The sequence below is a fragment of the Pauljensenia sp. 27098_8_83 genome, from assembly GCF_041432695.1.
Taxonomy (GTDB): Bacteria; Actinomycetota; Actinomycetes; order Actinomycetales; family Actinomycetaceae; genus Pauljensenia.
The window spans coordinates 1-13852 of the sequence record NZ_JAPWAD010000033.1 but is presented as its reverse complement, the minus strand read 5'-3'; the positions used below and the strand labels follow the sequence as shown (position 1 = coordinate 13852).

Genomic DNA, 13852 nt, shown 5'->3' with positions numbered 1-13852 from the left:
GCAGCGTTGCGAGAGTTGGCGGAGGGAAACTTCTAGGCCCGGCGCGCAGGCACGAGGCTGTGAACTACCTGGTTGGCCAGGGGTTTTCTCAGCGTCTTGCACGGGCGCGTTGCCGGGCTGTCCCGGTCAGCGTATTGCCGGACCCGCGCGGCGGGCGGGGCGAAAACGCTGCGTGATCATGCGCCTGTGCGCCAGTGGATGAACGATTTTGCCGCCACGCATCGACGGTGGGGCTATAAACGCGCCTGGGCGCGGGCCAAGAGCGAGGGCATTGTCATAGGGCGTGATACGTTCCGGCGCTTGTGGCGCGCCGAAGGGCTACGCGTGCGCCCGCGCAAAGCCCCCAAGCCCCGCACCGCACCACGCCTACAGCGCCTGGTCAAGGCTAGCGCCCCCGGGCAGGTGTGGGCCATTGATTTCCAGTTCGATTCGGATTGGAAGGGGCGCGTGTTCAAGGTCTGTAACCTCATCAATGAGTTCACGCGCCAGCACCTGGCTTTCCGCGTCGAGCGGCGCATGGGTGCCGTCGACGTGATCGAAATGCTTGACCTGGCTGCCCTGGCCCATGGGGCACCCCAGGTGCTGCGCGCCGATAACGGGCCCGAATTCATCGCCGCAGCCATGGGGCGCTGGGCCAGCGAGCACGACACACTCCAAGCATTCATCCCCCCAGGCCAGCCGTGGCATAACGGGTTCGTGGAGTCCTTACACAACCGCATGCGTGATGAACTCCTCGAGGACAACATGTTCGAAGACCTCAACCACGCGCGCACGCTGATCGGCGCCTGGTCTCACCGCTACAATGAAGAACACCCCCACAGCGCGCTGGGCTGGCTCTCACCCAACCAATACGCGCACCAATGGGCACAACACCACCAATAACAACCAACAACCCTCAAAACACCCGGTCCACAAAACCAGACCAGGCCACCACCTGGTCTGCTGATAGGTGTGGCACGTTGTTTCAAAGCCCGAGTAGGCACCGCCTCCACCCACAGGCACGGCAGCCGGACCCCGCTTCCACGATGTCGCTTGTTCCTAAGTGGTGTTACACCATTTAGCTGGGTATTACACCAGTTCCCAGGCGGTGTAATGCTCCCTAAGTGGTGTAATGCTCCCTAACCAGTACAGACCTCATCGAGCATGGACATGAAAACGTCGACTCGGGCCATCACACGCTTCAGTCGGCAACGCCCACAGCGCCTCAGCATTCTCAGGGATGGCAACTTGATGCGGACGAAGGAGCTGGATCGCCCACGCTCGCAACGCATCGAAGTCTTCATAGTCTCTCCAAGAGACCCTGTATATCGTCCAACCGGCACTACGCAAGTCGTTTTCTCGCTGGATCCAGTCACGCTTCGCCCGGGCGAACTCAGCATTGTCCTTGCCCAGCTTTCCAATCCCATCGAACTCGAAGATGATCATGAGTCCCGGAATCGCGATGTCCGCAAAGTAGCGGCGCCCGTTGACGACGATCTCAAACTGGGTCACGACTTCGAAGGCACTCACCGACTTGAGGACCCACAGCAGCGCAGCCTCGGCAGGGTTGTCGCAGCCCGGGTCAGCGGCGACTATCAGGCGCTGTGCACGCCTGTAGGGGACACATTCTTTTTGATGCCGATACAGATCCAAGCATTCAAGCATCTTGCCTCGAACGCGTTCAGCTCGTTGCCTACTTTTTTCCTGAGATGGCAACACGAACCGAGACTCGTGATGCAATGCCATGCAAATCGCCACGAATCCGCTGAGACGTTCCGAATAACAAGCCATGCGAACTGCCGCTTCAACGACAGATTCACATCGCAACCGATCAACGATCTCGATGCTGCGATCAGAGGGCTTCTTTACTGTCGAACACACGAACGTCGCTGGAATAGTCACCGTTTGCATGGTGACAGTCGGCATTGAGCGCCTCCCATGCCTCGACGCGCACCAGATCACGACATCGGGATTTGCCTCCCAGAGCGGTATTGACCGCGCAACGAATGAACTAGCGCCTACGAACACCGGAGAGCAGGAGCTACTGTCACTCACAACAAGTAATCGAGCCCTGGCCACGAGAGACCATATCTCCCAGTAGGTCATCGGCGGACCGGATCGATCGATCATGACGTAGCGGCCACGCTGGATACGAAGTACATTTCCTTGCGACAGATCCCCCACTGAAGGCCGTCCATCAGTCGAAGACCTGATAACAGTCAGCGATTGAGCGTTCATATGCCCATCATCCGCACGACGACAAGCGTTGTCACGACCCGACAGCAACCCTGTGGATAAAGCCCAGTCGCTCCGAAGGTATGTGGATAACTGCCACTCTCGCATGCATCTGTGAACACTCGTGGCACAATCGCTGGTCGGCTTCGATCAAACACCAGCATTCTCCGCATATCCGCTTGTTCCTAAGTGGTGTTACACCATTTAGCCGGGCATTACACCACTTCCCAGGCAGTGTAATGCTCCCTAACTGGTGTAATGCTCCCTAACTGGTGCAGAACTACCCATCACATGACGCAGTCATCGAGAGAGGCACGCAAGGACACAGCAGAAGCTCACGCCCCCGATGGACTCAACCGCCACGTACCCGGCTCAATCCACATGTGCGGACGCACGGCCTCACCCCGACCCTGCACGCACCAGGCCCACAACCTTCGCCGAGGCCGGGGTGCCCGTCGCGCGGGACCAGCGAGCCACGACATCCGAAACATCGATGGACGGATCGACGAGCAGCGCGGTGGACAGCGCCTCCGCCAGCACGCCCGACGAGGCCACGACGCTGACCTGCCGGACTCCCGAACGGGCGGGGTAACCCGTGCGCGGGTCGATGATGTGGTGGTCCAGCAGGCGCGCGGTCCGGCCAGGAACATCGGAGTTAGTAGATGCATGGGTCTGGCCAACGGCATCAGAATTGGCTGGTACACGGGCATGAGCATGAGCGAGCGCCTCAGCGTTGGAGGACTCGGAGCCGGGTAGGTAGGCATACACCGCGGTGAGGCCGGGCCCCAGAGGCTCCGCACCACGCGCATCCACGTCGTCACATCCTTCGTTGCGAGGGGATGTACCACCCTCACCGGGTGTTTCACGCAATGTTTCACGCGCGCGCCCCAACACGGGCTCCGCCAGAGAACCCGCCACGTGCACCGCCGCAGGCACCGCCGCACGCTCCGCCGCGGGCCCCGCACAAGCCGCACGCAGGCGACCCAGCGGCCCCAGGTTATCCCCTGACGTCGACAGGGACGCCATGCCCCCCGCAGGCAGTTCCACGACGCCAGCAATTGCCGTGGGCGCACCGTGGGGGTCGCGCAGGCCGACGCGCCACGGCGAACCATCGGCGCGAGTACCACTCACAGACACCGACGACGTCCCCACTGACACCAATACGCCGCGCGCCCCCATAGACACCGCCAGGTCGCGGCACGCATCAGCGGTGTACCCCTTCGCGATGCCACCCAGATCAACGCGCGGGCTGGGCACCTCCATACCACCGACGGACTCGCCAGGAACGCGCACCGCCCAGCGTCGCTCGCCCACACGCGACAGTAAGTCCCACGACGACGCGCGCAACGCTGCCTCCACAACACAACCAGCCGGCGCAGGAGGCAAGGGCCTGCCCGCAACATACGCCGCCCGCATCGCCTTGATATCCCATGCGGCAACAAGCGGCCCGATCATTGGGTTGAACGCTCCCCCGGTCGCCTCCGCGAGCGCCAGCGCATCACGCAGCAACCGGTCGGTGTCCTCACTCACGACGAGGCCGGGGCCGGCCTCCGCATCGCTGGTTCCTTCGCGGGATGGTTGCGGGTGGCGACGGGGACTGTTTGGCGTATCTGTGACCGAAGCAGATGATGTCATGCAGTCGGCGAACGAAGCGGCGCGATGAGCGGCATCTCTGCACGCATCACCGGTCGGCGACAACGCTTCGCCACCGCGCGCGTCGTGGCTGCACGCGGGACCGCGGACAGCGGTATTGAGCCGCGACACCTCGGAAGAAACCCGGAAAACGCTCCACAGGTCCTCGTGGCGCGCCACGACCTCGACGATGGCGTTGACGATCGCCATGCCGTCCCCGCCCCACCCGATGATGTCGACGCGGGTGCCCATCGCGGGGAAAGACGACCGCCACGTGGGCACGGACTCAGCTGTCGGAGCCGTCGACGTCGCCGTCCTTGGTGGAGTCGTTCAGGCCGGGGATGTTGATGTCGTCGGCGCCGTCGGGAGAGACGCCCTGGGCGGCGGCGATGGCGCGGATGGCGGCCTGCACGAACTGCTGGTGGGCGACGGTGGCGCCGGTGATGACGTCGACTTTGGCGGGGTCGCCGACCTTGGTGAGGTTGTCGGAGTACTCCTGGTAGGAGGCGACGGCGGCCTGCGCCTTCTTGTAGTAGTCCTCGTTGAAGACTTCGCCCGCGGAGTTCTTGCCGTAGTTGGCGCCCTTGTCGGTGCCGTCGGCGAGCGTCGTCTCGTAGGACGTGGAGGTGATGCGACCGCCCTCGACGGTGATGGTGATGGTGCCGATGGAGCCCTGGTCGTCGGCGTTGGACTGGGCGGTCCAGGTGCCGTCGCTCATGGGCTTGGTCATGTCGAGGCCGGTGGAGGGCGCGCACGCGGCCAGGATGGTCGCGCCGAGGGCGCCGAGGACCGCGTACGAGGCCGGGGTCACCCAGCGGGATCGGGTATCGAGCGTGGTGGGCGTGGTCATCGCACCTTGTCCTTTCCGCTGCGGGCGTCGCCGTCGCGCGGGACGGACAGCCCGGAGGAGCGTTCTTCGAAGTCGTGGTCGTGCCACGTTTCCTTCACGACCTTGCCGTGGTCGAGTCGGATTTCGCGCTGGCCCTGCTCGGCGACGAGCGCGTCGTGGGTGACGACCATGAGGGTCGTGCCTTCCTGGTGGAGCTGGTTGAACAGGTCGAGGACGATTTCCTCGTTGGTTTCATCCAGGTTGCCCGTGGGCTCATCGGCGAGGACGAGCTTGGGGTAGTTGATGAGGGCGCGGGCCACGCACACGCGCTGCTGTTCGCCGCCGGAGAGCTGGCGGGGCAGGTGGGTGGCGCGGTCGGCGAGGCCCACGCGGTCGAGGGCCTCGAGGGCTTCCTTCTCGTCGGGCATCGAGTGGTAGTACTGGGCGACCATGATGTTCTCGAGGGCCGTGAGGTGGCCGATGAGGTGGAACTGCTGGAACACGAGGCCGATCGTGCGGCAGCGCACCTCGGTGAGCTCGTCGGCGGTCAGGTCGGAGATGTCGTGCCCGTCGAGCATGACGGTGCCCTTGGTGGCGGTGTCCATGGCGCCGACGATGTTCATGAGGGTCGTCTTGCCGGAGCCGGAGGGGCCGACGATGGAAACCCACTGGCCGCGAGGGATCTCGAGGGAGACGTTGTCGAGCGCGTGCAGGTCGCCGTAGATCTTGGAGACGCCCTCGAGGGTGAGCAGCGCGTCCGTGGCGGCCGACGAGGCCTGGGGGGCGGTGGAGGTGGTCATGGTGACTCTCATTCTCCGCGCAGGACGAGCGCGGGGTCGACGGCCAGTGCGCGGCGCACGGGCGGGAGACAGGCGAGGACGGCGATGAGGATCGAGCAGGCGACCGTGCCGAGGAGGATGACGGGGTGCAGCGAGATCGATCGGTGGAACACGGAGGTGGAGATGAGGACGGCGAGGCCGTAGCCCGCCCCGGCACCCAGGACGCCTCCGATGAACCCGAGCATGACGCCCTCACCCATGAACTCGCGGGTGATGGAGCGCCCGGTCGCGCCCAGGGCCTTGCGCAGGCCGATCTCGTTGCGTCGCTCGGTGACGACGGCGATCATCGTGGTGGACACGCCGATCATGGTCAGGGCGAGCACGATGACGGTGATGACGATGAGCAGGGAGCGCAGCATCGCCAGCACGCCGGTGTCGGACTGGGCGAGGCGGCGCACGGTCTGGGCGTGAATGTCGGGGTTCGCGGCGTTCATCGCGTCGGCGATGGCGCTCAGCTGGTCGCCCTCCAGGGCGATCGAATACTCGGCGAGCGACACGGCGTCGGCCTGCCCGGTCAGGGCGCTCATGTCCTGGCTGGTCATGTACACGTAGCCGTCTTCGTTGCCGCCGGTCTTGAGGATGCCGGACACGGTCAGGGTGACGGTACGCGGATCGACCTTGAGGGCCGAGGCCTGCGCCCCCGACTGCGCGGCGGCCTTCGACGAGGCGCTCGCGTCCAGCTGACTGACCGTGATCGTGTCACCGGCCTTGACGTCGATCGTCGAGGCGATCTGCTCACCGACGAGGATCTGACCCGTCGCAGCGGGCCATTCCCCGTCCACGTACCAATACGGGTTCATGGCGTGCACGGCATTCAGGTCCGCGCCGCCAGCGACGTACGGCTGGTCGTTAATCGTGACCGTCTCGTAGTCAAAGGACGCGGATCCGACCAGTGCGCTCGCGGGTACCTGGGCGGTCGCGGCGGCCACGGCCTCGTCGGTCATGGGCACGTCCCCGGCGGGGGTGACGACGAGGTTGGCACCGTAGGAGCGGATTTCTCGGGCCATCTGCGCGGGCACATCGACCGCGATCGTCACGAGGCCGGACAGCGTGGTCGCTCCGATGGCGACGGCGAGGACCGCGATGAGGACGCGGGAGCGTCGGCGCAGGATGGAGGAGATAACCATCCGCCAGAACATTGCTCGTCTGGACATGGGCATCACCTTCCGTGCAGGACTTCAGCCGCGTTGAGTCGCAGCAGGTAGCGGATCGCCGGGATGGAGGCTCCCAGGACGACGAGGATGACGAGGACGGCGACGAGGCCGACGACGACGGGCACGAACGCGATCGAGGAGTGGAACACCATGTAGCCGATCGCTTGGGCGAGCACAATGCCTCCTCCGTAGCCGAGGACCCCGCCGGCCAGGCCGACGATGATCGTCTCCGTCAGGAACAGCGAGATGATCTGTTTATCTTTCGCGCCCACGGCCTTCATGAGGCCGATTTCGCTGGAGCGCTCCATGACGCCCGCGGTGACCAGGTTCGCGATGGCCAGGGCCGAGGCGATGAGCGCCAGGACGGTCACGAGGACCATGAGCAGCTGGGTCTTCTCCAGGATCGTGCCTTCGGACTCGGCGACCTGGCGGACCGGGCGGGCCACCGAGTCCGTCATGACTTCCTCGATCTGGTAGGCGATCGAGGAGACGTAGGCGGTGCAGTACCAGGTTTCCTTCTCGGACACGCTCAGCGAGTTCGGGTTCTTCGCGGCCTTGCGCGCCAGGTCGTTGTCGGGCGTGGTCAGGGCGGAGACCTCGACGCTGCCGACGACGTTCTCGCGCTGCAGAAGCTCCTGGGCTTGCGCCAGCTGAATGTACACGCCGCGGTCCGCGTCGTCGCCGCTGGTGAGGATGCCGCGCACGGTGAACTCGCGCGTGATCCCCTCGCGGGTGAGGGTGAAGGTGTTGCCGACGCCGAGGCCGTGGGCGGCCGCGTAGGTGGTGCCGACGAGGGCGCCGCTCTCGTCGTCGTCTGCGGGCCACGAGCCCTCGATGCCCCACCAGCCGCGCAGCTTGTCGAGGCCGGTTTCGACGCTCTCGCCGGTGGCCAGCTCGAGGTGGTGGCTGAACCAGGTGCCGGTCGTGGGCACGTGCTCGCCGCTCGCGTCCGTGGCGGACACGCTCAGCAGGGGCGCGAAGTCGAGGATGTTGTAGGTCCAGAAGATCGTCTTGATGTTGCCGAGCTCGTCCTCACGCAGGTAGGAACGGGACTCGGTGGTCTCGCCTGTGGAGTACAGGTCGTCGAGGACGGCCGCGCCCTGGGGGCGCACGACGATGTTGGCGCCGTAGGACTTGAGTTCCTGGTTGACCTTGTCACCCACGTTGAACATGACGGAGAGCATGGACGTGGCAACGCAGGCGCCCAGCGCCACGGTCAGGGCGATCATCAAGTGGCGGTTACCGCGCCTCGTCAGGGCGCCGCGCAGCATTCGGAAGAACACGCGTACCCCTTACTTCGCGAAGATGGAGGCCGAGGCCTCGAGAGCCGAGATCGGCACGGTCAGCGTGCCGTTGGAGACCTTGTAGTCGATGGGGATCGGGTTGCAGCCGCCCTTAAAGCCGATGGTCGCGATGTTCATCGCCACTTCACACAGCTTGCAGATGACCTTGCCGTCCTTCTCGTAGTAGCCGGTGGGGCCGCAGATATCGCACGCGTCCAGGCCCACGCCGAAGGAGGAGCCGGACTTCTGGATGACGATGAAGCGCACCTTCACGCCGCCCGAGGTCGTGTACTCGTAGCGGTGCAGGTGGCCGTCGGAAATGTCGGCGAGGTTGACGCTCACCTGGTCGTCGACGACGCTGAACGACTCGGGCGCGGACAGCTCGACCTCCTGGCTGCCGTAGGCGACGCCGACGGTGATGAGCAGCGCGCCGCACAGGTAACCGAGGGCGGCGGTGCCCGCCATGGACTTGTAGAGGCGCGAGCGCGCGCGGCCCAGGCGCCCCTCGGCGGGGTTGGCCCCCACGGTCGGGATCGAGCGCGAGGCCAGCCACGTGAGAACAACGACGGCGCACAGGGCCAGGCCCGCGGCAAGCGTGAAGACGGCCTCGTGGTTAATGAACCAGGAGATGGTGTTCCACGCGTCCTTGGGGATCGAGATCCAGCGCTTGGCCTTGAGGATGCGCACAATCATCAGGGAGTGGTTGGCCAGCAGCGAGACCATGATGAAGGCCGCCGGCCACACGCGGTTATTCCACGCGCACAGGCGGTAGGACACCCACGCCAGGAAGCAGACGAGCAGCCAGGCCAGCGTGTACCCGAGGACCGCGAGGACAACCTGGCTGGAGTAGATTGCAACGCCGCCCGAGAGCATCATGACAGCCTGGTTCATGGCGGTGGGCACGGCACGGAACAGGACGGCCGCAATGTAGAGGGCACCGACGATGCGCAGGAGTGTATCACCGCTCACCGCGGCCTCCATCGACGAGGCCGCCCGGGCCTCGTCGTCACCGTTGCCGGGCAGGAGAGAGCGAACGCGGCGCGAACGCAGCGCGACCAGCGCGAGGAAGAGCAGCGCGAGAACAACCGCGGCGGGGAGCGTGAACAGGCCGACGGTCTGACGGTTCACGGCCTTGGGGGCTTCGACGTTGATCACCGTCAAGACCAGGGAGGAGATCATACCCAGGCCGATACCGGCCCACACCGCCGCCGACCGCGCCTTCTTACCGCGGCGACCGTGCCCGGCGGCCGGCATAAAGCGGATGACGGCACCGACAGCAAGCATCGTCAACAGCAACGTCAAGGTTGCTTCGCTCATCTGCTGAAGCATTGGCTTTCCTCCCGAAATTAAGGTTCACCGAAGCCGGGTGACTCCGGCGTCAAGTCTAGTCCCCTCACGGGGTGAGGGCCGAGGCCAGCAGTCCCACACAGGAACCACGACCTCGGCCCCGCAAAGCGTGAGCGTCAATCACCAGGAAACGGCCGTGGGATCCCACTGCCAATCCGGGAACTCGGCGACGAGCGGCTCGGTCCAGAAGCGACCCTCAACACCCGTGGTCTTGTCGGTGTGCAGCAGCCAGCCCGTGGGAGGCTTGATCGAGAAGGTCACGTCGTAGGTGCCGGCGTCGAGCTTGGGCAGGTTCAGGCCGTAGTGCGGGCCGTCGGACGCGTTCATCGGCATGAGCGTGCCCTCCTGGACGGTCGCGCCGGACTTGTCCTTGATCGCGTAGTCGACGGTCAGGCCGGGGATGAAGTCGCCCGCGCCGTAACCGAGCTTGTTGTCGGCGGCGGCGGAGATATCGGCCTCAATGTGCATCGAGGACTCGGCGGCCGGGGTGCCCACCTCGGGCTCCATGTCGACGGGCTGGAAGTAGACGCCACCCACGACGAGCGGGCCAACGTGAACGTCGTCGCCGAGGGGCTGCTCTTCGAAGCCAGCATCCTCACCGGGGGCGGCGGCACCCGAGTCAGCCGAGGCCGAGGCCGGCCCCGCGGGCTTCTCGCTGGAGGACGAGGAGGAGTTGTTGGAGCAGGCCGCCAGGGTGCCTGCGAGGGCCAGCGTGGCCAGGGCCGCGCCGACGCGGAACAGAGAACGCTTCATGTGATGATCTCCTGTGCGTGTTGGTTGGGTGAAAAGTCGGTGTCGCTCGACTGATGTCATTCCTCGGCCCGCGACTGGGCGGCGGCCTCGCGGGCGAGGCGAGCTTTTCCGAAGAAGTAGAGACCGACGATGATGGCGAGAACGATGGCTTGCGCGGCCAGGTTCTCCACTCGGGGATAGATCCCCAAGAGGTCGATGGTGGGGAAGCCGGAGATGGGCGTCAGGGACACGACGTCCGCCTCCTGGAGTTCCCCGATACCAGAACCCGTGAACGTGATGGCCATGAAGGCCATCAGCAGCGAGGTAATGGTGAAGAAGGGGCGCAGCGGGATGCGCACCGCCGCGAACTGGATGAGCAGGTAGATGATGACGAGGGCCACGAGGCCGACGCCCAGGCCGATCCACACGTAGTGGACCTTGTCGCCCGCGGCGGCGACGATCGGGACGTAGAACAGGATCGTCTCGGCGCCCTCGCGCAGGACCGCGAGGAAGGAGATGAAGGCGAGGCCCAGCAGGGAGCCGCTGCTCAGCGAGGCGTCCGTCTGCTTCTTGATGTACTCGTCCCAGGCCTTGTTGGAGGACTTGTTGATCATCCAGTTGGAGACCCAGATCAGCATGACGACCGCGAAGAGCGCGGCGAAGCCCTCGAGGAGCTCCTGGTTCGCGCCCGCCAGGGAGGTGACGTAGCTGAAGAGGAAAGCCAGGCCGATGGACAGGCCGAAGGCGAGCGCCACGCCGCCCCACACGATGGGTGCCTTGTTCTTGTGACCGGCCTTGGCCAGGTAGGCCAGGACCGCGGCGACGACGAGGATCGCCTCCATGCCCTCACGCAGGATCACGAGGAGGGAGGGCAAGAACTGGGCGATCCACGGGGAGGTGCCCGAGCTGTCAGTGGTCTTGTCGGCGGCCTTGCCGGTGTAGCCGTCGAGGCTGTTGGCGTCCTCGCGGATGTAGTTCGTCAGCGTCGAGAGGTGCTGGTCGACCGCGGCCGAATCATTATCGGTCATGGCCTTCTTCAGGAGCGAGAACTCCATCTCCACCTGGGAGACGCGCGAGCCGGAGATGCGGCTCATGACCTGCTTCTCCATGCCGGTGATCTCGTAGTGCTTGTAGTAGGCCTCGTTGACCTTGTCCTTACCGGCCTTGGCGTCGCCGCCCTTGTAGGCGTTGGCGCCGTCCTGAAGGATGCCGTTGATGGTCTTGGCGACTTCACCCCACGCGCCGGGGCTGTAATCGTCCGACGAGGCCTGGGCTGCCGAGCCCGGAGCCACGCCGTCCAGGGAGGCACCGTCCTCGACCATGTACTGCTTGAGGGTTGTGGCGTGACTGTCAACGCCCGCACTGTCGGCGTCAGTCATGGCCTTCTTGAGGAGGGAGAACTCCATCTCCACCTGGGAGACGCGCGAGCCGGAGATGCGGGCCATGACCTGCTTCTCCATGCCGGTGATCTCGTAGTGCTTGTAGTAGGCGTCGTTGATCTTGTCCTTGCCGCCCTTGGCGTCGCCCGCCTTGAAGGTGGACACACCTTCGTCGATCAGGCCGTTGATCGTGGTCGACACATCGCTCCACGTCTGATCAGCGGCGCGCGAGGGCGAGGCGAACATCGCCACGGCCAGGGCCGCCATCACGGCCACGATCAGAACGCGACTAAGTCGCTGACCAACACTGCGCGCGTGAGCGCGAATACTGCCTGCGTGAGCACACATACTGCCTGCGTGAGCGCGAAGCACTGACACCGCTTGCCTCCTGACGATCCGGCGATTAGGTAACGCCGGGATGATGGAATCCCTAACCATTGAGCGTAGCCACATCTCGCCCAGGTGGAAAGTAGTCCGTTTAGGTTGTCCTAAATTGTGATCATGCTGTGACGGTGTTTAGCGCGCATGTACGCCGCCATTCGGGGACCAAGGGCCCAGGATTGTCACTTGCTGACGCAATGCCATAAAAATAGTGCGGTTGCAACGAAAACACAGACACCCAACACCCGCACGCGACTACCATCACTCGCGCGCCGATCACCCGAAGCTCAGGCCTTGGCGAACCGCAACCTTCGCCCGCCACAAACACGCGCGGCAACCAACACTCACAACAACGCGCGCTCATTACTTTGTTTCAAACTCTGTCAGAATATTGGGCAGCACCATCGACGACAGGAAGAGGAAACCACCCATGACAACCGATCCGAATGCCCAGCCCTTGAGCGCGACGCCAACATCCCCCGTGGCCGACGCAAGCCCGCAGGGCCCCGCGTCCGCGGCCCCCCTCCCCCTGCGCGACGGCACCGTGGAGAGCGAGCCGGCCCCGGCCTCGTCCCCCAAGCGCCCCACGCGTGCCGAGTGGGTGCGCATCGCGATCTTCGGGATCCCCTACGCCGCGTTCTTCCTGGTGGGAGTGCCGACATGGATCTTCCCCGAGTCGTGGGACCTGACCGCCATCAACCTGGCGATCGACACGGTCTTGTTGATCCTCGTCCTCGCGTTCTTCGCACGCGAGTTTTTTCCCGCATTTTCCTACCTGCGCACGCGCCCCGTGCGCAAGATCGCGCTCCTCTTCGGCCTGTGGCTCCTGGTCGTCATCGTTCAGGCCTCCGTCCGTTTCGCGCTCTACGGAGGCAACCCGCCAGTTGCCGAAAACCAGCAGCAGGTCATCAACGCCCTGTATGACGGGACCCTTGGCCTGGCGTTCTCCTTCTTCGTGACCGTTGGCGTGCCCGTGATTGAGGAGATTTTCTTCCGCCACATCCTCATCGGCAAGCTCAGCGCGTACGCCCCCACGTGGCTCGTCGCATCGATCTCAGCGGCACTGTTCGCCTACATGCACAGCCATCAGTGGCAGGACTTCTTCTCCTACCTGCCGCTCAGCATCGTTTTGACGCTCGTGTACGTGAAGTCCGGGAAGAACGTCGCCTACTCGTGGCTGTTCCACGCGCTCAACAACACGATCATGGTGTTCCTCATGTTCGCCGCGCAGGGAGCACTGCAGAACGCCTGATTGCTGGATGTCGTGACGCCCCGCCCGAGCCCGGGCGGGGCGTTGCTGTACGTCCGCTGTTTTTGGACGGCCGCGCCGCCACCAATCGGGGGGAATTGCACTACACGAGGGTTCGACACGCCGGCGACACTCCGTAAGAGGGCTTCGTGTAGTGCAAAACCCCCATCGCCGGCGCGGAGAACGCCAGGACACGGAGGATTCGGCCGCACTGCCCATGAGCGGTGCCAGGACGCTGCTATAGCCCAGCAACTGGCACGAGCACTACGCCAGAGCAAGACATTATTCGCCTAACAACAACCACGCCGGGCCCCTTGGGTACAAAACTCTCCCAGCACGAGCTGCACGGCACACTTCCGGTACAAAACTCTCCCTGCACACCCGTCCTCGCCGCATATCCGGTACATAACTCTCCCCGCACACCCACCCTCGCCGCATATCCGGTACAAAACTCTCCCAGCACACCCGTCCTCGCCGCATGTCCGGTACAAAACTCTCCCCGCACACCCACCCTCGCCGCATATCCGGTACAAAACTCTCCCAGCTCACCCGAAATGGCTCGATTTGGCGCTTTTTCTGCATGCAGGGAGAGTTTTATACCGTTCTCACCACCAAGAAGCTGAGCAGGGAGAATTTTGTACCGATTGCGAGGCAGAGTTGGGGCTAGCCACGACAGCACGGCACGCCCTACTAGTGCGGAAGGCACCGGAGGAACCGGTGGGCCAGGCCGCGGTGCCCGTGGATAACGGGACCCGGCCGCGGTGCGGGCTTCGGCCGGTTGGTAGGACCAGGCCGCGGCACCCGTGGGCGGCG

General features: G+C 64.6%; 11 protein-coding genes. 2 read left to right on the top strand and 9 right to left on the bottom strand.

What is annotated here, in order from left to right; translation table 11 throughout:
* Nucleotides 1–72: 72 nt before the first annotated feature.
* A complete protein-coding gene (locus O3656_RS09940; RefSeq protein WP_500063914.1) occupies nt 73–882 on the top strand; it encodes an IS3 family transposase in 810 nt (269 codons plus the stop codon).
* 252 nt (nt 883–1134) lie between these two features.
* On the opposite strand, the gene O3656_RS09935 is transcribed toward O3656_RS09940, so the two are convergent.
* The 9 genes from O3656_RS09935 to O3656_RS09895 all read right to left on the bottom strand — a co-directional run bounded on the left by O3656_RS09935 (nt 1135) and on the right by O3656_RS09895 (nt 11757).
* The gene (locus tag O3656_RS09935; protein WP_500063913.1) at nt 1135–1905 is read right to left on the bottom strand and encodes a putative endonuclease domain-containing protein; all 771 of its coding nucleotides are present in this window, start codon (nt 1903–1905) and stop codon (nt 1135–1137) included.
* 708 nt (nt 1906–2613) lie between these two features.
* Complete coding sequence (locus O3656_RS09930; RefSeq protein ID WP_500063912.1) at nt 2614–4128, bottom strand: FAD:protein FMN transferase; 1515 nt, start codon at nt 4126–4128, stop codon at nt 2614–2616.
* Nucleotides 4129–4132: 4 nt separating this feature from the next.
* On the bottom strand, nt 4133–4696 hold the full coding sequence (locus O3656_RS09925; protein ID WP_500063911.1) for an FMN-binding protein: 564 nt from the start codon (nt 4694–4696) through the stop codon (nt 4133–4135).
* Nucleotides 4693–5475 (bottom strand): ABC transporter ATP-binding protein, encoded by a 783-nt coding sequence (locus O3656_RS09920; protein WP_500063910.1) that lies wholly within the window; start codon nt 5473–5475, stop codon nt 4693–4695. Before O3656_RS09920 ends, O3656_RS09925 begins: the two co-directional genes overlap by 4 nt.
* An 8-nt stretch (nt 5476–5483) precedes the next feature.
* Complete coding sequence (locus O3656_RS09915; RefSeq protein WP_500063909.1) at nt 5484–6668, bottom strand: ABC transporter permease; 1185 nt, start codon at nt 6666–6668, stop codon at nt 5484–5486.
* Nucleotides 6669–6673: 5 nt separating this feature from the next.
* Nucleotides 6674–7951 carry an ABC transporter permease gene (locus tag O3656_RS09910; RefSeq protein ID WP_500063908.1) on the bottom strand — a complete coding sequence of 426 codons (1278 nt, stop codon included), beginning with the start codon at nt 7949–7951 and terminating at the stop codon, nt 6674–6676.
* Between the two features lie 9 nt (nt 7952–7960).
* Nucleotides 7961–9280 carry a Fe-S-containing protein gene (locus O3656_RS09905; RefSeq protein ID WP_500063907.1) on the bottom strand — a complete coding sequence of 440 codons (1320 nt, stop codon included), beginning with the start codon at nt 9278–9280 and terminating at the stop codon, nt 7961–7963.
* A 138-nt stretch (nt 9281–9418) separates the two neighbouring features.
* On the bottom strand, nt 9419–10051 hold the full coding sequence (locus O3656_RS09900) for an iron transporter (RefSeq protein WP_500063906.1): 633 nt from the start codon (nt 10049–10051) through the stop codon (nt 9419–9421).
* Nucleotides 10052–10107: 56 nt separating this feature from the next.
* Nucleotides 10108–11757: an FTR1 family iron permease gene (locus tag O3656_RS09895; protein WP_500063905.1), complete on the bottom strand. Its 1650-nt coding sequence runs from the start codon at nt 11755–11757 to the stop codon at nt 10108–10110.
* 463 nt (nt 11758–12220) lie between these two features.
* Here O3656_RS09895 and O3656_RS09890 point away from each other — a divergent pair, with 463 nt between their 5' ends.
* A complete protein-coding gene (locus tag O3656_RS09890; protein ID WP_500063904.1) occupies nt 12221–13042 on the top strand; it encodes a CPBP family glutamic-type intramembrane protease in 822 nt (273 codons plus the stop codon).
* Nucleotides 13043–13852: the final 810 nt, after the last annotated feature.